The sequence below is a fragment of the Desulfobulbaceae bacterium DB1 genome, assembly GCA_001914235.1.
Taxonomy (GTDB): domain Bacteria; phylum Desulfobacterota; class Desulfobulbia; order Desulfobulbales; family SURF-16; genus DB1.
Genome location: MQUF01000006.1, coordinates 289,297 through 311,841 on the forward strand (window position 1 = coordinate 289,297; position 22,545 = coordinate 311,841).

Here is a 22,545-nt window from a genome sequence, read left to right on the forward strand (position 1 = left end):
TCAGGGAACGATAATTGTATCACCCGGTGCAATAAATATATTCTGCCCAAGATCCTTGCCTTTGACAAAGGAATCATAATCAAAGCGCAAAAGCTCCTCTTTTCCTCCTGTCCGGCGGACCACCTTGATCTCCTCCCGCTTGGCCCATTCCTGGAAGCCTCCGCTTCTGGCGATTGCCTGGAGCAGGGTCAGAGGGTACTCAATGGCGAATTCACCGGGTTGGCCGACTTGCCCGACAACATAGTACCGCCTGCTGCGATTTTCAACCAGTATTACCGACACGGCAGGCTCGGTAACCAGTTCAGCAATTTTTTTCTCCAGATAGCTGTCAAGTTCATCAATTGCTTTCCCCGCAGCCTGGACATCCCCAGTCAACGGCAACGAAATCCTGCCGTCCAGCCGTACTTTTACGGTCCGCGACAGATCAGGCTCCTGCCATACCTGAACCTCCAGCACATCGCCGACACCGATTAAATAATTTTTCTCATCCCCCGTCGCCTGCTGCGCCCACAACGATTGGCCGGAAAAACAAAAGACGCACAACATACAACAAAAAATCCGGTGCAACATGTTCCGCCTGTTCGAATTGCCCATCTCAAAAACCTCCGGAAACCTCATGCAGTTCAAAGAATATGATACGAAAATAACACAAAATCATGATTAAGATATGTTATGCGCCGTCAGGGAAAAAGGCAACAATATTCTCGTATTCCGTCTTTCTTTCTCCACGCGGTGAAAAAGGAATTTTTCTCTTTCTATTGCCTTTTTCCCGATGATCTTCTATCCTGACCTTTATATATTCCTAAATTATGTAATTTCTTTTCACATCTCCCCTTTCAACGCGTACTTTTAGACAAGAGGATCGATATGCCGGCCTGGAACAGATTGATTTCATGCACTACTCTTTTTCTGCTTCTTTTCATTTCCGTCACCGCCTGTTCAAACCCCGATGTCAAGAAGCAGGCCCATTTCGACAAGGGCATGGAATATATCGCCAAAAAACAGATGAAAGAGGCTATTCTCGAATTCAGAAATGCCGTGCAGGTTGATCCGAAATACGCCGAAGCACGCTATCAGCTGGGTCTGGCCTATCTGAAAACCGGTGAACCGAAAAACGCCTTCCAGGAGTTGCAGCGTGCCGCGGGCCTCGACCCCAAAAACCTTGATGCCCTGCTGAAAACAGCCGAGTTTTATCTTCTGGGGAAACAGCCCGATGAAAGCAGAACCTACATTGAAAAAATTCTGGCGATTGATCCAAATCACGCCGAGGCGCTGGCGGTTCTGGCCAATATCGAACTGGTCGGCGGCGATATGGAAAAAGCGGAAGAAGCGCTGAATAAAGCCCTGGCCGGCCAGCCCAATCTCGACCGCCTTTACATTCTGCAATCCAGAATCTTCGCCCAGCAGAACAACATGGAGAAAGCGGAAGAAGCACTGTTGAAAGCCATTGAACTCAGCCCTGACAAGATATCGACCTACCAGGCCCTGACCGGTTTTTATCTGAGCAATAAAAATCCCGAAAAAGCTCAGGAAAATTTACAAAAAACCGCTGCTCGTTTTCCGGATTCCCCCCAGCCTCTTCTTGAAATGGCCTCCTTTTACATCAGCAAAAAAGAGACCGCCAAGGCGGAAGAAAGCATCATGAAGGCCCTCGCCCTGGAGCCCACCAATGAACGGATCATGCTCTTCCTGACAAATTTTTATAAAGAAACCGGTGAGTTCGCAAAGGCGGAAGAAACGCTGAAAAATGCCGTTGCCAAAAGTGAGAACCCTTTGCAGATGAAAGGATTGCTCGCTGATTTTTATTTTGATCAACAACGATTTCCCGAAGCTGAAGAACTTGTCTCGGCGGTTTTAAAGGAAAATGAAAAACTGCCCCACGCTCGCTTGGTAAAAGCCAAACTTGCCATTCAAAACGGCAAAAACGACGAAGCGATCACGACTCTCGACCAGCTCATTCAGGACAATCCCCGTTGGGGAGAGGCCCAATTGCAGCTTGCCCTTGCGCATCTCAACAAAGGCAACATGGAATTATCCCAGAAAGCGGCCGCTGAGGCGGTTAAATTAATGAATCGCAACTCCCGGGCCCATACCGTGCTCGCCCACCATCATCTGCGTACCGGTGAGTTCGAAAGCGCGCAAAAAGAAGCGGCAATCGCCCTGCAGCTCGATCCCCGCAATATCAGGGCCGCCATTACTCTCGGCCAGAGCCTTCTTGCCGCCGGCAAGACCGATGAGGCGCTGAAAATATTTGAACAGATGAACACAATGCTGCCCGGCAATGTTGATGTGCTGCACAATCTTGCCCTGACCAGACTTGCCCGGAAAGAATTTGACAAGGCAGCCCCGCTGCTGGAGGAAATTCTTTCCGTCAAACCGGATTTTATCACGGCCCTGGCGACCTTGACGGCAATCGACCTGCAAAACAAACAACCGGATAAAGCGATGAAACGGGTCAGAGCCCAGCTGGAAAAAGTGCCGGACAATCCCGGCATGCTCCTTCTGCTGGGCGACCTTCTCCTTGCCGCGAACTCTCTTGATGAGGCAGGCGAGGTTTTCCGCAAGGTCCAGTCTCTGGCGCCTGAAAATCCCCGGGCCTATGTCATGCTGGCCCGCATTATGATCAAGAGCGGCAAAGAGGAACAGGCCATCAATGAATTCGAGGCACTGTTGAAACAAGAGCCCAATTCCGCCCAGGCCCTGATGGGGCTCGGTCCTCTTTATGAGCAGGCGGGCAAACCGGAGGAGGCCAAAAAGACCTACAACAAACTTCTTGAGCTTGATCCGAAATTTGCCCCGGCCGCCAATAATCTGGCCTGGCTTCTTGCCAATGAAGACAATCCCGATCTCGGCGAGGCCCTGCGCCTGGCCCTGATCGCCAAAGAGCGTCTTCCCAATGACCCGAACATCAGCGATACCTTGGGATATATCCACTATCTGCGCGGCTCCCATGGTCTCGCCGTTACCCAGTTCAGGGAGGCGCTGGCCGCCCTGCCCAATGTGCCGACCGTTCGCTATCACCTGGCCCTTTCCCTGAAGGGCCAGGGGGAAGATGCGGAAGCGCTGGAACACTTGAAGCAAAGTCTTGAAGGGGATGCCGACTTTCCGGATAGGGAGCAGGCTGCCGAACTGCTTCGCACCTGGCAGTCGGCTTCATAGGGATAATGTCCAGAACGTTTGTCATTGGTGATATTCACGGCTGCTATAACGCACTGCTGGAACTTTTTTACAAAATTTCTCCGGACCTGGAAGAGGACAAGATCATCTTTCTCGGAGACTATATTGATCGCGGCCCGGATTCAAAAAAGGTTGTTTCTTTTGTCATCCGCTTGATGGATCAGGCTCCGGGCCGGGTTATCCCCTTGATGGGCAACCATGAACAGGTCTTTCTCGCCTCCCTGGCAGGGGAAAACCCGGATTTTTATCTGCGGATGGGAGGCGACAAAACCCTTCTCAGCTATGGCATCAAGCCGCCCTTCACCGGCCGGATTGCATCCCGCATTCCGGTCAGTCATCTGCATTTTTTCAATGAACTTCTTCTGTGCTGGGAGGATGCCGACTATATTTACGTCCATGCCGGGCTGCAACCCCACGTTCATTTAAGCCAGCAATCCCCTCGCTGGTGCTGCTGGGCGCGGGAACAGTTTCTTGCCGCGGATTTTGATTTCGGCAAAAGAGTCATCTTCGGGCACACCCCCTTTGATGAACCGCTGGTTGAAAAGAACAGGATTGGTCTTGACACCGGCGCAGTCTACGGCGGGAAATTGTCGTGCCTTGTTTTACCGGATTTCAAATTCGTCCACGTGCAGGGACTGTAACGGCAGGTGCCGCACGTTGCACGGCTGCGAAAAATCTTCCTGGTGGTTAAATCTCCAGCATCCGATCAAGGGCGAGCTTCGCCCCTTCCGCGGTCCGGCGGTCAACCTTTATCTGATTGACGACTTTGCCTTCGGCCAGATTATCCAGCACCCACAGCAGGTTCTCCGGGGTTATGCGGCTCATGGTTCCGCAGGTGCAGGGCGAGGGTGCCGGGAGAAGTATCGTTTTATCCGGGTGCTGCATCTTTAAGCGGTTGACCAGGTTAACCTCGGTTCCAATCGCCCAGATCGTCCCTGGCGCGGATTCTTGAACCGCCTCGATAATTCGCTCGGTCGAACCGTAATAATCCGCCGCATGCACCACATCAAAAGGACTTTCCGGATGGACGATGATCTTGATTCCCGGGTACTCCCGTCGCAGCTCGACAAGCTGTTGCACCGCAAATTCCTGGTGCACGTGACAATAACCGTTCCATAAAATCGTTTTGGCCTTTTTCAACTGTTCCACGCTGTTGCCGCCAAGCTTTTTCCCGCGCTGCCACAAGGCGATCTCGCCATCGCTCATCCCCAATGCCTTGCTTGAATTGCGGCCCAGATGCTCATCCGGGAAAAAAAACACCTTTTCCCCCTGCCGCAGGGCCCAGCGCAAAACCCGCTCCGCATTGGACGAGGTGCAAACCGATCCCCCTTTCGTGCCGACAAAGGACTTGATCCGGGCCGACGAATTGACATAGGTGACGGGAATAACCTTTTTCATGTCACAGATTTCACTCAATTCCCGCCAGGCCTCCTCAACCCCCTCGACCGTGGCCATGTCCGCCATCGGGCATCCGGCCCGGAGATCCGGCAGGATGACCGCCTGATCCGGACCGGTCAGGATATCGGCTGATTCAGCCATGAAATGGACACCGCAGAAGACGATATACGGATACGACCCCGCCTCGGCGGCCTGCCGGGCAAGCTTGAGGGAATCGCCGGTCAGATCGGCAAATTGATAAACACTTTCATTCTGGTAATGGTGCGCGAGAAGAAGAACCTTGCCCCGCAGTTCTTTTTTCCGGGTGCGGATTTTGTCAAAGAGAATACTCTGCTGTTCAGTCATTATTCAGTTATCACGATGAAGATGAATAAAAATGGGGCTTCATGCAAAGCCCCATTCCCGATTTCGTTATTTATGAAAAGCCTGTTTTACTGGACGCCACGCACCCAGGTCGCCTGCGGCCCCTTATGGCCTTCGGTTACCCCGAAAGAAACGGAATCACCCTCGGCAAGCTGGTCCATGGCAAGATCTTTCAAGGCATTTTCATGAAAATAAATCTCCTTGCCGTCGCTTGCGACAATAAATCCGTATGACTCAAAGGGCGAAAGGGATTTGATCACACCTGTTCCAGCAGCGCCTTCACCGACCGGCTCGACAACCTTGACGGTCTGCCGTCTTTTCCTCTGCAGCTCCTTCAGCTGCATCCCGAGCTTGTCAAAAGCATCTACAAGTAATGGTCTTACCGAATCTCCCTTTTTCTTGACGACCACCGTATCATTGGGGACAGCGGCCACAACCCGCACTTCATGCCCCCCCTGTTTATGGGAAGTAGTTTCTTCAATGGTCACGCGAAGATTGAGGATCAGACCGGGATGATGACGCATCAACCGCTCTTTTTCCTCCTCGATTTTTTCCTGCCAAGATTTACGCACATCGAGATTACGGCCTTCAACCTTAAGTTCCATACACATCCTCCATGCTGAATTCCGCCGTACCGCACTTCTCCAATACGGCAATGGAACGCCTCTCCGGCCTTTTCTTTTCCGACCGGATTCAGAGCCTGACGGGCAAGCTCTTACTTGTGTAATTTCATGGTATCATATCTTTTTTTTTAGCTCCACCTTTCTCTTCCCGGTGATATTTTTTTCAAGCCGCCCCGGCAAAACGCCTGCGCACGAGCGACACCCGCCGCAGTGCATCATCACACTGCCGCAGTCCAACCTCTCCCGTTGCAACAGCTTGCATCAATGCATCATGGGCTTGTCGCACCTTCTCGTGATCGTGACAGATGAGCAGCATATCCGCCCCGGCGACAAAGGCCTGCACAGCCGCCCCGGCAACCGACCTGTCATTTTCTATCGCCCCCATTTCCAGATCATCGGTGATAATCAGCCCGTCAAAGCCCAACTCATCACGAAGAAGCCCCTGCAACACGATTTTCGACAGGGTCGCCGGAGTCCGGGGGTCAAGATCCGTATATATGGTATGCGATGTCATGATTGCCGCAAGCCCGGCCGCCACAGCCCGCTGAAACGGCACAAGATCAATTTCCTTTATTTGCGCAAGCGGCCGCGTCACCACCGGTAACTGCAAATGGGGATCAAGTTTTGCCGCCCCAAGACCGGGGAAATGCTTGCCGCAGGCGGCGATGCCGCCCTGCTGCAAACCATTGATCACATAGGCGCCGAGCCGGCCAACCTGTTCCGGGTCTTCTCCGAGAACTCGTTTTTCCATGAAATATCCTTGCCCGGCCGGACAAACATCAAGCACCGGGGCAAGATTCATATTAATTCCCGCTTCCGACAGTTCCGCGACACAGGCGGTGACATAATGCCCCAGCGCTTTTTCCGGATCAGCCGACTCGGCCAGCGTACGGGCATCGTCAAACTGGGTAAAAGGTCGCGGCAGCCTGGCAACAGTCCCTCCTTCCTGATCAATCGATATCAGGGGGGCGGGCAGGCCACTGCGTCGGCAGGCCTCTTTCAGTTCACGGCACAGGGCGCCGACCTGCGCCGGACTTTCCACGTTGCGGCGGAAAAGAATAAAATTATTGATGCCCTGCTCCGTTATCAGCCGTAAGGTGGAGTCATCAAGCCGAATGCCGGGAAATCCGACCATGAAGAGCCGGCCCAGATCTGGATTTTTTTTCATGCAACAACCTTTTGATAGTGAGCAGGATCAACAAAACCCGCTTCGGCAAATCCTTTTAAACGAAGCTGACAGGCATCGCACTGACCGCAGGCCCGGCCCTGCCCGTCCGGATCATAACAACTGTGGGTCAGGCTGTAATCAACTCCCATCCCCTTTCCTTTCATAATAATCTCTTTTTTGGTCAGATGCATCAGGGGTGCATGAATTTTAAATTTTTTCCCCGCCTCCACTCCGGCCCTGGTGCCCAGATTCGCCACCTTTTCAAAGGCGTCAAGATACTCGGGCCGACAATCAGGGTAGCCGCTGTAATCAAGGACATTAATGCCGATAAAGAGATCAAAGGCGCCAATCACCTCGGCCCAGGCCATGGCATGCGAAAGAAAAATAGTATTGCGCCCCGGCACGTAGGTGACGGGAATGGAAGCCTGCATCTCTGCCGCGCTTCTTTTTTTCGGCACGTCGATATCGGCGGTCAAGGCGGAACCGCCTATCTTATCGAGATCAAGACCGAGAACAAGATGCGTGACCGCACCCTGCCGCCGGGCAATCTCCCTGGCCCGGTCAAGCTCGACTTTCTGCCGCTGTCCGTAAGAAAAGCTCAGACAGTAACAGGCAAAGCCACGATCGCGGGCAATGGCCAGAACCGTGGTGGAATCAAGCCCGCCGCTCAGCAGCACGACCGCCTTTTTTATTTCATTTTCCATTCGTGATTTTTTTATCTCACTCAAATGATTGATTCGTAATTCCAGTTTTCATGCAAGCCGGTACCTTCGCCGCTGCGCTGCTGTCGGCTGCGCTGTGCGGCCGCAATCCGCATTTCCCGCATTCCCAATTCAATAGCGGACCGGCAGAGGCGTGGTTATCCGAATTTCATCCGGACCGACTTCAGCCCGGTAGGCCAGCACCTGCACGCCCTCCCCCGCCACCTTGGCAAGAGTCGCCGCATAAAGAGGATCGATATGAGCGGCCGGACGAAACACGTCGCCGTCCATGCGCTGCACGCAGAAAAAGATGACGGCCTGATGTCCCTCGCCCCGCAAACGGGCAAGGTCCTCAAGATGCCTGGTGCCGCGACTGGTGACGGCATCGGGAAACATGGCCGTCCCGTCCTCCACCAGGGTGCAGTTTTTCACCTCAACATAGATTTTCTCCTTTCCCCGGTGCAGGAGAAAATCAAGTCGACCGGCGCCCACCTTGACCTCGGGCCGGATCGCATCAAAACCGGCAAATTCCTTCGCCACGCCGTTTTCCATTGCTTCGCGGACCAGATGATTGGTGCGGGCCGTATTGACCCCGACCCAGAAGCCATTGACCTGAATCATTTCCAGCGTGTAAGGGTATTTCCGCCCCTGGTTGCCGCTGAGAGACAGCAGAACAGAATTCCCGGGGGCGAGACACCCCTGCATGGACCCGGTGTTGGGGCAATGCGCGGTCACTTTTTCCGGACCCGGCAACTCCACGTCGACCAGGAAGCGCTTATATCGTTTTATCAGCCTGCCCAAGGCGAGATCGGTAAATTTCATTGCAAATTTTACGGGGATACGCTCCAATAAAGAGATAATCACTCAAAAAAAACATCCACCGCCGTTATGACAGCAAAAAAACAAACAGACAGCAAAATCCAGCGCAAAAAGGCGGTTGCCCTTCGCTACGACCAAAAGAAGGACGCCTCGCCAAAGGTCGTGGGAAAAGGCAGTGGACATCTGGCGGAAAAGCTCCTGGAACTGGCCAAGAAACACGACATCCCCATCCACGAGGATGCCGACCTGGTCGAGGTTCTTGCCAAACTCGAAATCAACGAGGAAATTCCCGAATCAACCTATTTCATCGTGGCGGAGATTCTCGCCTTTGTTTATCGCACCAACAAAACGTATAAAGGCTAGTACATTGTATATGTTAAAGTTTCGGATAAAGCCGTTTTAGTTTTATTCGCGCATCATCTGTTCTAAACTGCCAATCAACCTTAGTCTGGCGGTTATTTCGATCAATGTTCCATGCCGCCACTTCAGCTCGCATCTTCTCGATACAATCAATCCGGCCTGCAAGGCATTGCCGCTTCAATACACTGAGTTCAATCTCTGCTATGTTCAGCCAACTCCCGTGTTTCGGGGTGTAGTGTATTTCAAGACGTTCCGCCAAGCCCCTGGCTTCTTCAGGTGGGAAAGCCGCATAGAGCGAGGCCGTGTCGTGTGTATTGAGGTTGTCCATGACCAAAACTACTTTCTTGGCATCGGCATAACGCTCTTCAAGCATCTCTTTGATGAAATGGGCCCAATCAATCCGTGTCCGCTGTTCAGTAATTTTTACCTTGCGCTTTCCCCCAAGCGGTTCTACCTCAAGTAATATGCTTGCGACCCCATTGCGAACATATTCATCATCCATCAGAACAGGATGGCCAGGGGCTGCCGGAATAGGCTCATGCACCTCCCCGATTAACTGTACACTCGATTCATCCATGCACACAACCGGGAATTCTTGACTATACGGACGCGCATAAACTTCGAGTATATCTTCCATTGCCGCTACAAAACTGGCGTTTTGATCCGGCGGTATCTTCCAGTATTTGCTTTGGTGAGGCTTAAGTTCATTTTTTTTAAAGTGTTACATACCGTCATCGGAGAAACACTCGTTACCATCTTCAGCTCGACCATTTTCTCAGCCAACAGACGTACTGTCCATCGATTTTTACCTTCTGGAGCATCCGAACATGCCAAAGCCAAAAGATGTGCTTCAAATTCTCCTCCGAATTGAATTTCTCGCGGAGGGGTCTCGCGCTCCTTACGTTCAAGGGCGGCAGAAAGACCTTCTTCAACAAATCGTTTCTTTAAGTGTTCTAAACTCCGCGTCGTTGTCCCTAAAGCTTCTGCGACCTGAGTGACAACCCACTTCGGTCCATGTTCCCCCGCATCAAGCAGAAGTAATGCTCGAGCATACAGTACGGTGCGGGCTGCCCTTTTCCCTTTAGTTGAAATAGCCTCCAAATCTTCCCGTTCCTCTTTTGTTAATGTCACTCTGTATCTTGGTGCCATGTCGTCCTCCTTGTATTTTGAAGACGACTATAACAAATATCACGCAAAAATACGAAAACTTAAATTTTACATTGTACTAGCTGTCTTCACTGACTGGGAAAATTCTTCCCCCTCGCGCCCGCTCCCCGCCCTGCACACTCCTTGTCCTTGCACCGAAGGACACGATACAATTAATCATTCTAACCCTCGAATTTCAAGGGACAAAATCAAGATCCCCAAAAACGTTTCTTCGTCCTTGCTCCCTTTTTCTTCCTCAAATCAATTGGCACACGAGTTGCAGCGTAATCTCAAAAACACCTTTAGGGAGGCTCTATGTTCATTCAGAATCGTCTCGGCCTGATTGAAGGCACGGAAACAATGCTTGCCCAGGGCCAGCGGCTCAACCAGGCAACCAACAATCTGGCCAATGTCGACACCCCCGGCTACAAAAAGGAAGATGTCACTTTCTGGGAGATGCTTTACCAGACCAACGAAAAACGCGCGCGGGTCGGAAAAGCCCTGAAATTACTGACAAACCAGCAGGAAGGATCCATAAAAACCACCGGCAATCCGCTTGATTTTTCCATCAGCGGCCAGGGATTCTTCAAACTGCAGACGCCCCAGGGCATCCGCTATTCCCGGGCCGGTAATTTTCTCGTCAACAGCCAAGGGCAGCTGGTCAACCCGGACGGCCATCTCGTCCTGGGCGACGGCGGCCCGATACTCATCAACGGCACCAATGTTTCGCTTGCCGTCGACGGCGGGCTGCTGGTTGACGGCGTCAATGCGGGCCGGTTGGACATTGCCGCTTTTGATGATCTTACCGGCATAGAAAAGGAGGGCACCAACCTTTTCCGCATCAAGGAAGAAGACGGCGCCGAGGAACTTCCGGCAGTCGATTTTTCCGTCCACCAGGGATCACTGGAAACGTCCAACGTCAACCTGGTTTCCGAGATGACCACGCTGCTTGACCTGCACCGGGCCTATGAAACCCAGCAGAAGGTCATCAGCACCTTTGACGATCTTGACAACAAGGCAATTAATAATGTCGGAAAATTGACGGGGTAAACGGTAATTTGACTTTTTTCAGCAGCAAAATCAGGCCAGAACAACCTGAACCTCCCTATTTTTCGAAAAATTCATCCGCAGGAGAAAAAAAATGATCCGAGCCCTCTTTACCTCAACCACCGGCATGAATGCCCAGGAGTTACATCTGAATGTCATTTCCAACAATCTGGCCAACGTCAACACCGGCGGATTCAAAAAAAGCCAGACCCAGTTTGAGGACCTCTTTTACAATTCTCTCCGGGCCGTGGGCGCGGAAACAGTCGACGGCGGCCAGGTTCCCACCGGCGTCCAGGTCGGTATGGGCGTGCGCCCCACCGCCGTCTATAAGGTCTTTACCCAGGGCGACTATTCCCAGACCGGCAATGAGCTCGACTGGGCCATTGAAGGCCGGGGCTTTTTCCAGATCGTCCGGGACGGGGTGGAATACTACACCAGGGCAGGCGCCTTTAAAATAGACAGCGACGGCTATGTCGTCACCAGCAACGGCGACCGGCTGCAGCCGGAATTCGCCGTTCCGGCGGATGCCGTGGCTGTTGAAATCGATGCCGGCGGCATGCTGTCCGCCCTTGATGCGGCCCAACAGACCATTGCTTCCGTGCAAGTCACCCTGCATGACTTCATCAACCCGGCCGGATTAAAGGCCGTGGGCAGCAATTTCTTCCTGCCCACCGAGGCATCAGGCGACCCCCGGGAGGAAAATCCCGGCATCAACGGGCTGGGAACCCTGGCCCAGGGCTTTCTTGAAACATCGAATGTCAATGTCACCGAGGAGATGGTGAATCTGATTATTACCCAAAGGGCCTTTGAGTCAAACTCCAAGGGTGTGACCACGGCTGATCAGTTGCTTGAAATATCAAACAACCTGGTACGGTAAGGTGCTGGGTAAACTGCTCCTTTTCCTGCTTGTCTGTCTTTCTCCAGGCACCATTGCCCTCGCAATGCCCGGCCAGCCGCCTGCTGCCGGTAAAACCCTGGCGGAACAGGAGCTGCGGGAAATTTTTATCGAGGTTTTCAAAGCGCATCTTCCCGGACGGGTTGCGGACGTTGCGGTCAACGACTTTTCCTGTCGCCCCCGGACCCTTGCAATACCGGAGGGGAGCCTCGATTACCGGATTGTCGGCTCCGTGGAGAGCGACACGCCGGGGAAAAAAAATCTTATTGTTGAAATTCTCGTCAACAGCGAAAAGAAAGGGGAGGTCAGCATGTCGGGCGATCTCCGTTTCCAGGGAACCGTGGTGCTGCTTTCCCGCAACATGTTCCGTCGTTCCATCCTGACCGCAAGTGACATTAAAACCGAATTCCGCGACATATCCATGCTGGGCGAGGATCTGGTCACCAACCCGGATTTCGCCGTCGGCAAAAAACTGAAAAAAACCCTGCGCCAAGGGGCGATTCTCTCGGCCGGGCTGCTTGAAAATCCCCAGATAATCAAGCGGGGCGACCGGGTGACGATCATGGCCAAAAGCGGTGGACTGCAGGTCACGGCCCCGGGTGAGGCGAAAAACGGCGGCGCCTTGGGCGACATGGTCAAAGTCAAGAACATGATGAGCAGGCGGGTTGTCCAGGCAAGGGTTATCGGCCAAGGCCTGGTTGAAGTTGAACGGTAAACACCCCGCTTCACCCTGCTGCGCGTCTGCATACAAAAGGATACTTCCCATGAAAAAAACAGATCACGAGCTTCGTTTTTATGCTGCCTGCCTGGCAATCATTTTTTTTCTGAGCGGCTGCGCTTCGACGTCTTCGCCGGCGAAACCGACCTTGCCCGACCGTTACGCCCTGCCGGACGTTCAGCCGAAAAATTTCGCGCCCGAGGAAGGTTCCCTTTTCAGCGACAACTCCCTTGACCTTTACAAGGACAGCAGGGCGAGCAGGGTGGGTGACATCCTGATGGTGGAAATTGTTGAAACCTCCAACGGCAAAAAAAATGCCCGGACCAAAACGGAACGGGAATCCACCGTGGGTGCCGGCATCAGCCAGTTATTCGGCCTTGATTCATTGATTGCCGATGCAAATATTCAGGCGGAGATGCAAAATGATTTCGAAGGAACGGGCGAAACCGAACGAAACAGTACCATGACCGCCACCCTCTCGGCAAAGGTGGTTGACGTTACCCCTGACAACAATCTGGTCATCCAGGCCTACCGGGAAATCAGGGTCAACAACGAAACCCAGTTTATCGTTCTCTCCGGACTGGTGCGCCCCCGTGACATCTCGCCCAATAATTCCATCAAGTCGACCCATATTGCCGATGCCCGTATCGAATACAGCGGCACCGGTGTTGTCGCCGACAAACAGAAGCCCGGCTGGCTGGCTCGCGGCCTGGATGTGATCTGGCCGTTTTAAGCGCTGATTACGCAATATTGATTGCCGATGGAGCCTCTTTCAAAATGACGAGACGCGCCACACAAAAGATATTATCGCGTAACATATTGAAATAATTGAACTTCACGGCGTTTTCTGGTATTGTTTTGTAACCAGCAAAACAGAACACAGGAGAACGCCGTGAAGCTCACCGACAAAATATCATGGTTGATGGGGTATGTCCAAAGAAGTCTGTTTCCCCATCTGAACAAATGTTTGCAAGCTCCGCTCACCGCGCAGGAGGAACGCCTGGTGTCTATTCTGGAGATTATCCAGGTTGAGCAACACGTACCAAGGAACATACGTCGATATCAGTATCCCGGGCGCAAGCCTCTTGACCGACAGGCTTGCGCCCGAGCATTCGTGGCAAAGGCGCTCTACCGATATCCGACGACCAGCGACCTGCGTCGGGCTCTGCAATCAGCAGGGAATCTGCGGCAGATATGCGGATTTGCCACTTCCAATGCTATCCCGTCGGAGCCTACCTTGTCGCGGGCCTTTGCCGAATTTGCCGCCGGCAGTCTTGGTGGGCGGGTCCATGATGCACTGGTGAAGGAATACCTTGGCGAAGAGCTTGTCGGACACATCAGCCGGGACTCCACGGCCATTGCCGGACGTGAGAAAGCGGCGAAGAAGGTGGCCAGGGAGCCGAAGAAGCCTCGCAAGAGGGGGCGTCCCGCCAAAGGCGAGCAACGGACGCCGGCCATCGAGAAGCGGCTTGACCGTCAGGTCCGCCAGAGTGCCGAGGAAGCCATTGGTGAGTTGCCGGTTGCCTGTGATCGTGGCACCAAGAAGGACGCCAAGGGGTACAAAATATCATGGAACGGTTTCAAGCTGCATCTGGACATCAACGATATCGGCCTGCCAATCAGTGCCCTTGTAACCTCTGCTTCGCTGCATGACAGCCAGGTAGCGATTCCGCTGATCAAGTTGACCAGCGGAAAGGTGACCTATCTCTACGATTTGATGGATGCAGCCTACGATGCCAAGCGGATCGAGGAGACCAGCCGGAAGTTCGGCCATGTTCCAATCACAGATAAGAATGGCCGCGGCCAAGAGGTTGTCCCCATGGCACCGCACGAGGCAGAGCGCTATAAAATCCGGTCCAGCGCGGAACGGGCAAACAGCCGATTGAAAGAAGACTTCGGCGCTAACAATGTCATGGTCAAGGGACACTGCAAGGTGACCCAGCACTTGATGTTCGGGGTCATCACCCTGTTTGCGGATCAGCTCCTACGCCTGATCGGATAGATTGTCAAAGATCAAATTGTGGACAGCCTTGTAGGCTGTTCATTTTGAAAGAGGCTCGATGAAGAGCAATTTTTCCCCGCATGCACCCATGAGCAGCCGGCCGACACGAAATGGCTAGGAAAAAATTTCCCCCCTGCGGTTGACGACAGGAAAACATGGGGGAGACAATGCCCTGCTTGTTATTTTTTCTCCTTTAATTACAGATTGTTACATTATTTAAGCAACACCAGTCGCCCCACCGGCACACCGTTTGCTCTAAGGAAAGGCCAAGAGCTTTTTTACCAAACGAGGAGATCCAATGAAGCACGCATCACGTTTTTTCATCTTTCTTGCCCTGATCAGTCTGCTTGGATTGCCGACCAGCCCGGCCGGGGCTGTTCGCTTGAAAGACATTGCCTCGGTAAAGGGAATACGACCCAATCAGCTGGTCGGCTACGGCCTGGTGGTCGGCCTGGACGGAACCGGTGACGGGAACAAATCGCCTTTCACCGGACAGGCGCTGGTCAATATGCTGGAAAATCTCGGCGTCCATGTCAATCAGGATGACGTCAAGGTGAAGAACGTCGCCGGTGTCATGGTAACCGCGACCCTGCCCCCCTTTCTTAAAAACGGCCAGGCCATTGACGTCACCCTTTCCACTCTGGGCGACGCCACCTCGCTGCAGGGCGGCACACTGGTGGTCACCCCCCTGAAAGGCCTCGACGGCAAGGTATATGCCGTTGCCCAGGGTGCGGTCAGTATCGGCGGCTTTGAATTCGACACGGGCACCAATGAAAAAATCCAGAAAAACCACCTCACCGTGGCCCGCATTCCGGACGGAGCAACGGTGGAAAGAGAGGTCCCTGTTTCCTTTGAAGGCAAGGACGAAATCGTCCTTCACCTCAACGCTCCTGATTTTACCACCATGTCCCGGGCGGTGGATGCCATCGACGGACATCTGGGCGGCAATTACGCCAAGGCCAAGGACAGCGCCACGGTCGGCATCGCGATTCCTGACAGTTACGCGGGCAATGAGATCGGCTTCATGGCGGCCATCGAGAATCTCGAGATTGAACCTGATTCCGCGGCCCGCGTCATTATCGACGAACGGACCGGCACCGTGGTGATGGGCAAAGACGTGAAGATTAAGGAGCTGGCCGTGGCCCACGGCAACTTGAGCGTCCAGGTAACAAACAACCAGCAGGCCTCGGCCCAGGACAATCTTAATATCACGGCCAGGGACCAGGAAAATAAACTTGTCGCCATCGAACCGGGGGTCAGCCTGGGAGATCTTGTCTCCGCCCTGAACGGTGTCGGCGTAACCCCGAGGGATCTCATTGCCATCCTGCAGTCAATCAAGGCGGCAGGGGCTCTGGACGCAAACCTTGAAATCATTTAGGAAGCCACGCAAATGAAAAGTATTGTGCCATCGACATTTGCACTTCAGAAAAGCATGCAAAATGTCGATAAACCAAATGAGAAGCAGTTTGTCGATTCGATCGAAAACAAGAAACTCCAGGAAGCCTGTCGGGATTTTGAAGCAATCCTGCTCAACAAACTCGTTTCCACCATGCGGGAAAGCATTCCGGATGACGGCCTCTTCCAGAAATCATTCGGCGAAAAAATGTATCAGTCCCTGCTTGATGAAGAAATGACCAAGAACATGGCCCATGGTAAAGGGATCGGCATCGGTGAACTCCTTTACAGAAAGCTCAGCGGATCAATGAAGCATTCCGCTGATGGAGAAACAGACAAATGAACACACAGACAGCAGTCACCAAGCACAATACAGCGGCGGAAAAAACCAGTATGCCGAGCGGCGAGGCATTCCCCCTGCCCTTGATTCTTGATATTCTCAAACGCCAGATTGCGATTTCCGGCGGCTTTCTTGCCATTCTCGAAGCGGAAAAAGAGGCGCTGATCCGGATGGATGTCAACTCCCTTATTTCCCTTACCAGGAAAAAAGAGCAGGAGCTGACCAAAATAGCCCAGCTCGACCATTCCCTGCAGGAAGTTGCCCGAAGAATTCTCGCCTGGGACGAAAATAGCCGCCAACGGATCATCAAGCTCGCCGAGCTCATTCCCTTCATGACCCGCGAGCAAACCCTGACCGTGAAAAAATATCGTGATCAGCTGGCCTCGTTGCGGGAAAAAATCAGCAGCAACAATCTGATCAACAAAAGTTTTGCCAGCGCCACACTGGGCTACATCAACGATGCGATTTCCCTTATTTGCGGCGAAATTACCGCAACCCCGCTCTACAGCTCCCGTTCCCTGCGAACGAAGAGCTCATCAGGACCCGCTCTGATGAGCAGAGAGGTTTAAAAACATGGTCGGCATTTCCCAGATATTAAATACCGCCAAGGAAGCGCTGCTTGCCCATCAGCAGTCCGTTTCCGTTGCCGGCCACAATATCGCCAATGTTGATACCCCCGGCTATACCAGGCAGTCACTGTCCCTTAACCCCGCGATTCCCACCCCGGAAGGCGTCGGTTTTTTCGGCAACGGCGTCCGGGGCATGGAGATCACCCGCCACTATGACCAGTTCATGGTAAAAAGGCTGGCAGGCCAGAACTCCACGTTGAGCAACCTGCAGGCCCAGCAGGACTCCATGCGCTTGGTGGAAACATCCTTTAACGAGGCGCCGGGTCTGGCGGTCAACGAACTGATGAGTGAATTCTGGGCAAGCTGGCAGACGCTGGCGCTCTACCCGGAAAACATGGCAACCCGCGATCAGGCAATCCAGAAAGCCCAGATCCTCAATGATCAGTTCAACAGCATGACCACGGAACTTGCCAAAACCCGGTATGATATCGATGTCAGTCTTGAGGCGGCGGTCCATGACGTCAACTCGCTCACCAAGCAGATTGCCAATTTAAACGCCAATATCGCCGCTTCCGAGGATGACCTGCGCAAACAGAACGATCTGCGCGACCAGCGCGATATTCTGGTCAAGGATCTTTCCCAGTATCTGGACATCAACTACTTTGAAGTGAGCACCGGCGCATTTACCATCCTCATGGCCGACGGCCACACCCTGGTGGAAAACAATCAGGGCTGGCAGGTCGACTGGAAGGATAATCAGCTTCAGTGGATAAGCGAAAACTCCAAAGGCACCAAGGTTGAAATAGCCGTGGGTGACGGCGCTGAAGTGGGCGGCAAACTGGGCGGCTGGATGGAGACATACAACAATATCCGCCCGGGCGTGGCGGAAAACTATCTTGGCCGGCTGGATGCCCTGGCCAACGCCCTTGTCCGTGAAGTTAACCAGCAGCATACCCAGGGCGTGGGCCTGACCCGCTTTTCCGACCAATTGACCAGCGCCGACATGGCGAAAAACACGACGTTGCTCACCAGCACCATTGATATCTCCACGGCAACGGAGACTATTCCCGCCGGCGTCATGACCATCAACGACCGGGAAATCGGTAAAATCGAGGGCGGTACCGCAAGTTTCGGCCTGGCCTCCACCAAGGCATACAATGCCGCCCAGGCCATCAACAGCGCCATTACCGGCGTGCAGGCCAAACTGACGACCCAGGTCGCCGGAAGCACGGTGACCGCCATGGCGGTCGCAGAGGACGGGACGGTCATTGATTTTCAGATTAACGGCGTTGACGTCAGCTATACCGTGGACGCAACGTCAGGCCCCCCGAACGACACCGATCCGGCAACCTTGGCCGCCAATGTTGTCGATGCCGTCAATCTGGCCATCGCCAATTACAATGACCCGACCAATGTGCCGGAAAACATCCCGAAAATCACCATCGAGGCGATTGTCGGCGACGGCACCAACGGCGGCGCGGCAAACTCCATTATCCTGCGCAATACCAATCCAGGCGATGAATCACGCATCATCATTGACGGGCTTGATCCCGCTCTTTCAACCGCGGCGGCAAAGCTTGGCCTGATAGACGACACCTATACGGCCGACGGAGCCCACAATACCGGCACGCTGTCTCTCTTTTCCCATACAAGCGATATTACCATCGAAGCGGGCACGGACGATCGCTACCTGGAACAGCTCGGCCTCGGCGGCGGCAACATCAGCAGCACCGACGCGGGCGGCGACGGCAAACTGACTTTCACCGCCGACGACAACCAGGTTCTTTATTCCATCCGCGGCTTTGATTATTCCGACGAACTGCAGCTTGACGGCGGCAGCTTCAAGATCTGGATCTACAACAATGACAACACCCTGGCGTTGCCCCAGCCGGTGGAGATTCCCCTTGAACGGGCCTATGACCTGCAGGATGTGGCTGACGCCATCAATATTTCCATCATCAACGCCAGCGGCCAGGCCTCTCCCTGGATCCATGCGACCGTCCACGACAACAAATTAACGCTGACTCCGGACGCAAACCACCAGTTCGCCTTTGGCGGCGATACTTCCAACTTCCTCGCCACCGCCGGAATCAATACCTTTTTTACCGGCTCCGGTGCTTCCACCATCGGCATCAACGAGGTAATAAACGATAATCCCGATCATGTTGCGGCCGGAACGGTCAGCGCACTTGGTGAAATATTCAGCGGCGATCAGTCCAATGCCCTGCTGATCACCAATATCCAACGGAATGAAGCGGTTCGTTTTATCGGCGGCAGCCCCGGCACCCTTGACGGATTTTACAACACCCTGGTGGGCGACATCGGACTAAAAGGGCGGACCGCCTCCAGGGATTATGAATATAATCAGCTTATTACCGACCAAATGAGCGCCATGCGCGACGCCACTTCCGGTGTCTCGCTGGATGAGGAAATGGCGGATCTGATCAAATTTCAGCAGGCCTACTCTGCGGCTGCCAAACTGATAACCTCATCGGACGAAATGATGCGGACTCTGCTGGAGGCGGTGTGATATGCGAACAACCCTGAACACGATTTACAACATGATCGGCACCAATCTCGGTAAGATTACCACCGACATGGAAAGGATCAACCGGCAGATTTCCTCCGGCATGCAGATGTCGAAACTTTCCGACAATCCGGTCAATATGGTAAGCGCTCTGGGGATGCGTTCCACCCTGGCGGAAATCTCTCAATATCAGACCAATATCTCCTTTGGCGGTTCAATGATCTCCGCCGCGGAACAGTCCCTGACCGGCATCAAACAACTGGTCATGGACAGTAAAAATCAGACGCTGATTGCCGCCAATGACAGCCAGACCCCGTCAACCCGGCTTTATGTGGCGGACGAGGTGCATGTCTACCTGGAACAGATGGTGACCTTGGCCAATACCCGCTGGGACGGCAAATATGTTTTCGGCGGCTATCGAACCACCGGATACACCGAGCTTGAACCGACACCGTTCATGCTCGGCTACATCGACGGCTATCGCATCAACGGCGCCGATCTCGCCCCCTTGGATTATGTAGCGGCCGGCCCGCCGCTTGAGTATCAGCTGCTCCCTGACGATCTTGTCATAAACGGTATCCCGGTCACAACCATAAATCCGGACGGGCTCTCCGACGTTTATGATATTTATTCAGCCGCGGCAAAGGCAGATGCCGTTAACGCGATCAGCGAGGACACCGTCAATGCCCTCGGCGAGACAATACCCGGAACCGGCGTCACCGCCTCCGTGGTTCCGGCTTTCCGTCAGGCAACCATGGGCGTCAGCGCCGGGACGATGGATGCGGGGGATCTGATCATCAACGGTATCGATGTTTTTGCCGCACTTGGTCCCACAACGGTTACCGTTCAGGACACGGACAATGTGATGCTCAATGCCATCAATGACGTGCAGGCCCAAACCGGCATTGTCGCCACGCGGGATGCAAACGGCAAGTTGGCCCTGAAAGCGGTTGACGGACGCAACCTGCATGTGGAAACGACCGTTAACGGCAACGACCTGACCCATCTTAACGATGCGGCGGCTGACAAGGTTTATTTCGGCTCCATTCAGCTCAGCGCCGACCGGACTTTTGTGCTGGAAAGCACCCTTACCCCGGCCTATCCGCCGGGGGGCGTCGAACCGGCCTTTTCCGCCCTGGGACTTTCCGGCGGCTCGCTTTCCACCGGTGAAAAAAACGATATCGCCAACGACGGCAAACTTTCCGTCCACTCCCTCACCCGGCTTGACAACAATGTTCGTTATACCGGAGACCGGGACAATGACGCAAAAATTAAAGTGGGGGCCAAAAGTACCATTGAAATAGCCAAAAACGGCGAGGATGCCATCAGCAACACCGATGTTTTCAAGGTCATGAAAGAATTGGAAAATTATCTCCGCGGGCAGAATTATACCTTTGTCACCGGCATTCACGCGGAAGAGAACAGATATGCCACCCTGGAGGAGATCAATGCCGGCAAGGATCTTCTTGACGAAAAATTTCATGACGGCAATCTCTCCATCAACGTCACGGACCATGATGTTTATCCGCCGGAAGAATTCAACATGCTTATTCCGGTCGATATCACCAAGGATACGCCCTATGATATCGCAGTCAAACTGAACGGCATCCCCGGCCTTTCCGCCTCGTGGGACAGTAGCGGCCACCTGCGCATTGAAAGCTCGGACCCGAACCGCTACACTTTCGATGTCAGCGAAGACAGCAGCAACACCCTGAATGTCTTCGGCATCAATGCCAACGAATTGCAGCATCAGGGACTGACCAAGTCGCTGGAGGATCTGGACAACGTCATGTCGGCATTATCCAGCCAGATTGCCGACTTCGGCGCCCGGGCGAACCGCATCACCATTCAGACGCAGGTCTATGCCAATCTGGAGCTTGCCAACCAGGAGAATCTGTCGGAAAAACAGGACACCGATCTGACCGAGGCAATTCTCAACCTCAAATCCAAGGAGGTTGCCTATCAGGCCGCACTCGCTGCCGCGGCAAAAACCATGCAGCTCAGTCTTGTTGATTATTTATAAGGGAAAGTGGTACAGTGACGGTGATGCTTAAGCAAGACACCCGGCCGGGTGTCTTATTCGCCCAGACACTTCTCGAGGAGCCCCCCCCTTATGCTTATCCTTTCCAGAAAGGTTGGCGAGGCAATCATCATTGCCGACGACATTAAAGTCAGAGTCCTGGAAAGCAAAGGCGGCCTGGTCAAGCTTGGAGTCGACGCCCCGGAACAGGTTGCCATTCACCGTGAGGAAATTTATTTGCGCATTCTTGAAGAAAACAAAAAAGCGGCACTGGACGCACCGGCCGACTTAAGCGGATTAAGCGATGTGTTTCCCATGAAAAAGGAAGGATACTGATGAATGCCGTAACACAGGATATAGATCATCCGAACACGGAAAAACATCTTGTCGTGCAGACGAGCCGGTTCGGCGAAATAGCGGTTGATCCGGAACGGGTTATTTCCATGGTCAGCCCATTTCTCGGCTTTCCGGAATCGCACCGTTTTGTGCTCCGACCGCACAGCCAGAAATCCCCCTTCATGTGGCTGCAGTCGCTGAATAATCCGGATCTGGCCTTTGTCGTCATCCAGGCCGGGATGCTCAACATTGATTACCAGCCGCACATTCCCCGCCAGATACAAAGCGACCTGCAGCTCACTTCGGAAAAAGAAAAGGACGTGCTGCTCATTTTGACCATCCCGGCAAACAAGCCCAGGGAAATGACCGCCAATCTTCTTGGTCCGGTGATCCTGAATACCGGCAAACGACTGGCAATGCAGGTGGTTCTCGACCCGCAGAAATACAACCCCTGCTGGCCGCTTTTTCCGGCTCAACCTTGACAGCGGAATCACTCCTGCCAATGAACGCGACGCCTGCCCCGCAAACAAAAAAAGCCGACCATAAGGCCGACTTTTTCGCACATCTTCCGTCAACAGGGGAGACTATTCGTACAGCAGACTGTCTTCCGCCAGAAGATCGTCAAGCATCCTGTCTGCTATATCGCGGGCATCGACATGATACGTGCCCTCGTTTATTTCTTTTTTCAAGGCCTCTATCATCTCCATTCTCATCGCCGGGGTCTGATCAAGTATTTCTCTCATTTTCTGCACATCCCTGGAGCTGTTTGAGAGTTCAACCTTATCAGAGGCAACAGGTGGCCGACTTTCGGCAACACCTTCGGCCTTGCGAGTCTTTTTCACCTCAACCTTATTGTCCGTCCTGATCTGGGAGATTACATCGGTTAACTTCATGACCAGCTCCTGTTCGCCCTCAAGCCCTTGTTTCAGGGGATATGACTG

24 protein-coding genes are annotated in these 22,545 nt (G+C 53.5%); 15 read left to right on the plus strand and 9 right to left on the minus strand.

Features of this window, described 5'->3' with window-relative positions:
* A complete protein-coding gene (locus BM485_08045; GenBank protein OKY75786.1) occupies window positions 1-546 on the minus strand; it encodes a hypothetical protein in 546 nt (181 codons plus the stop codon).
* Between the two features lie 321 nt (window positions 547-867).
* On the opposite strand from BM485_08045, the gene BM485_08050 reads away from it, so the two are divergent.
* Both BM485_08050 and BM485_08055 read left to right on the plus strand, forming a co-directional pair.
* On the plus strand, window positions 868-3,159 hold the full coding sequence (locus tag BM485_08050) for a hypothetical protein (GenBank protein ID OKY75661.1): 2,292 nt from the start codon (window positions 868-870) through the stop codon (window positions 3,157-3,159).
* 5 nt (window positions 3,160-3,164) lie between these two features.
* Window positions 3,165-3,818 (plus strand): hypothetical protein, encoded by a 654-nt coding sequence (locus BM485_08055; GenBank protein ID OKY75662.1) that lies wholly within the window; start codon window positions 3,165-3,167, stop codon window positions 3,816-3,818.
* A gap of 46 nt (window positions 3,819-3,864) precedes the next feature.
* Here BM485_08055 and BM485_08060 read toward each other — a convergent pair whose 3' ends face one another.
* The 5 genes from BM485_08060 to BM485_08080 form a co-directional block, all read right to left on the minus strand.
* On the minus strand, window positions 3,865-4,920 hold the full coding sequence (locus tag BM485_08060; GenBank protein ID OKY75663.1) for a quinolinate synthetase: 1,056 nt from the start codon (window positions 4,918-4,920) through the stop codon (window positions 3,865-3,867).
* A gap of 86 nt (window positions 4,921-5,006) precedes the next feature.
* On the minus strand, window positions 5,007-5,543 hold the full coding sequence (locus tag BM485_08065; GenBank protein OKY75664.1) for a cold-shock protein: 537 nt from the start codon (window positions 5,541-5,543) through the stop codon (window positions 5,007-5,009).
* A gap of 181 nt (window positions 5,544-5,724) precedes the next feature.
* On the minus strand, window positions 5,725-6,729 hold the full coding sequence (locus BM485_08070; protein OKY75665.1) for a glycoside hydrolase family 3: 1,005 nt from the start codon (window positions 6,727-6,729) through the stop codon (window positions 5,725-5,727).
* Window positions 6,726-7,433: a 7-cyano-7-deazaguanine synthase QueC gene (locus BM485_08075; protein OKY75666.1), complete on the minus strand. Its 708-nt coding sequence runs from the start codon at window positions 7,431-7,433 to the stop codon at window positions 6,726-6,728. Before BM485_08075 ends, BM485_08070 begins: the two co-directional genes overlap by 4 nt.
* 129 nt (window positions 7,434-7,562) lie before the next feature.
* Window positions 7,563-8,252 (minus strand): sugar fermentation stimulation protein SfsA, encoded by a 690-nt coding sequence (locus BM485_08080; GenBank protein ID OKY75667.1) that lies wholly within the window; start codon window positions 8,250-8,252, stop codon window positions 7,563-7,565.
* 66 nt (window positions 8,253-8,318) lie between these two features.
* Here BM485_08080 and BM485_08085 point away from each other — a divergent pair, with 66 nt between their 5' ends.
* Entirely contained in the window at window positions 8,319-8,612 is a 294-nt protein-coding gene (locus tag BM485_08085; protein OKY75668.1) for an FhlB domain-containing protein, read from the plus strand.
* A 13-nt stretch (window positions 8,613-8,625) separates the two neighbouring features.
* On the opposite strand, the gene BM485_08090 is transcribed toward BM485_08085, so the two are convergent.
* Window positions 8,626-9,246, minus strand: coding sequence for an IS630 family transposase (locus BM485_08090; protein OKY75669.1), 621 nt, complete (start codon window positions 9,244-9,246; stop codon window positions 8,626-8,628).
* 5 nt (window positions 9,247-9,251) lie between these two features.
* Window positions 9,252-9,758, minus strand: coding sequence for an IS630 family transposase (locus BM485_08095; protein OKY75670.1), 507 nt, complete (start codon window positions 9,756-9,758; stop codon window positions 9,252-9,254).
* A 357-nt stretch (window positions 9,759-10,115) separates the two neighbouring features.
* Here BM485_08095 and BM485_08100 point away from each other — a divergent pair, with 357 nt between their 5' ends.
* The 12 genes from BM485_08100 (at window position 10,116) to BM485_08155 (ending at window position 22,086) form a co-directional block, all read left to right on the plus strand.
* Window positions 10,116-10,805, plus strand: coding sequence for a flagellar basal-body rod protein FlgF (locus BM485_08100; GenBank protein OKY75787.1), 690 nt, complete (start codon window positions 10,116-10,118; stop codon window positions 10,803-10,805).
* Window positions 10,806-10,896: 91 nt separating this feature from the next.
* Complete coding sequence (locus BM485_08105) at window positions 10,897-11,679, plus strand: flagellar basal-body rod protein FlgG (protein ID OKY75671.1); 783 nt, start codon at window positions 10,897-10,899, stop codon at window positions 11,677-11,679.
* A 1-nt stretch (window position 11,680) separates the two neighbouring features.
* Window positions 11,681-12,412: a flagella basal body P-ring formation protein FlgA gene (locus tag BM485_08110; protein ID OKY75672.1), complete on the plus strand. Its 732-nt coding sequence runs from the start codon at window positions 11,681-11,683 to the stop codon at window positions 12,410-12,412.
* Window positions 12,413-12,461: 49 nt separating this feature from the next.
* Window positions 12,462-13,148 (plus strand): flagellar biosynthesis protein FlgH, encoded by a 687-nt coding sequence (locus BM485_08115; protein ID OKY75673.1) that lies wholly within the window; start codon window positions 12,462-12,464, stop codon window positions 13,146-13,148.
* Window positions 13,149-13,337: 189 nt separating this feature from the next.
* A complete protein-coding gene (locus tag BM485_08120; GenBank protein OKY75788.1) occupies window positions 13,338-14,417 on the plus strand; it encodes a hypothetical protein in 1,080 nt (359 codons plus the stop codon).
* A 298-nt stretch (window positions 14,418-14,715) separates the two neighbouring features.
* Complete coding sequence (flgI, locus tag BM485_08125) at window positions 14,716-15,795, plus strand: flagellar biosynthesis protein FlgA (protein ID OKY75674.1); 1,080 nt, start codon at window positions 14,716-14,718, stop codon at window positions 15,793-15,795.
* Between the two features lie 12 nt (window positions 15,796-15,807).
* Complete coding sequence (locus tag BM485_08130; protein ID OKY75675.1) at window positions 15,808-16,155, plus strand: hypothetical protein; 348 nt, start codon at window positions 15,808-15,810, stop codon at window positions 16,153-16,155.
* A complete protein-coding gene (locus BM485_08135; protein OKY75676.1) occupies window positions 16,152-16,721 on the plus strand; it encodes a hypothetical protein in 570 nt (189 codons plus the stop codon). The genes BM485_08130 and BM485_08135 overlap by 4 nt, the downstream gene beginning before the upstream one ends.
* A 4-nt stretch (window positions 16,722-16,725) precedes the next feature.
* On the plus strand, window positions 16,726-19,251 hold the full coding sequence (locus BM485_08140; GenBank protein ID OKY75677.1) for a flagellar hook-associated protein FlgK: 2,526 nt from the start codon (window positions 16,726-16,728) through the stop codon (window positions 19,249-19,251).
* 1 nt (window position 19,252) lies between these two features.
* Window positions 19,253-21,271 (plus strand): hypothetical protein, encoded by a 2,019-nt coding sequence (locus tag BM485_08145; protein ID OKY75678.1) that lies wholly within the window; start codon window positions 19,253-19,255, stop codon window positions 21,269-21,271.
* A 90-nt stretch (window positions 21,272-21,361) separates the two neighbouring features.
* Window positions 21,362-21,604 carry a carbon storage regulator gene (locus BM485_08150; GenBank protein ID OKY75679.1) on the plus strand — a complete coding sequence of 81 codons (243 nt, stop codon included), beginning with the start codon at window positions 21,362-21,364 and terminating at the stop codon, window positions 21,602-21,604.
* A complete protein-coding gene (locus BM485_08155; protein ID OKY75680.1) occupies window positions 21,604-22,086 on the plus strand; it encodes a hypothetical protein in 483 nt (160 codons plus the stop codon). The genes BM485_08150 and BM485_08155 overlap by 1 nt, the downstream gene beginning before the upstream one ends.
* A 102-nt stretch (window positions 22,087-22,188) precedes the next feature.
* On the opposite strand, the gene BM485_08160 is transcribed toward BM485_08155, so the two are convergent.
* Window positions 22,189-22,497 (minus strand): flagellar biosynthesis anti-sigma factor FlgM, encoded by a 309-nt coding sequence (locus tag BM485_08160; GenBank protein OKY75681.1) that lies wholly within the window; start codon window positions 22,495-22,497, stop codon window positions 22,189-22,191.
* Between the last annotated feature and the right edge of the window lie 48 nt (window positions 22,498-22,545).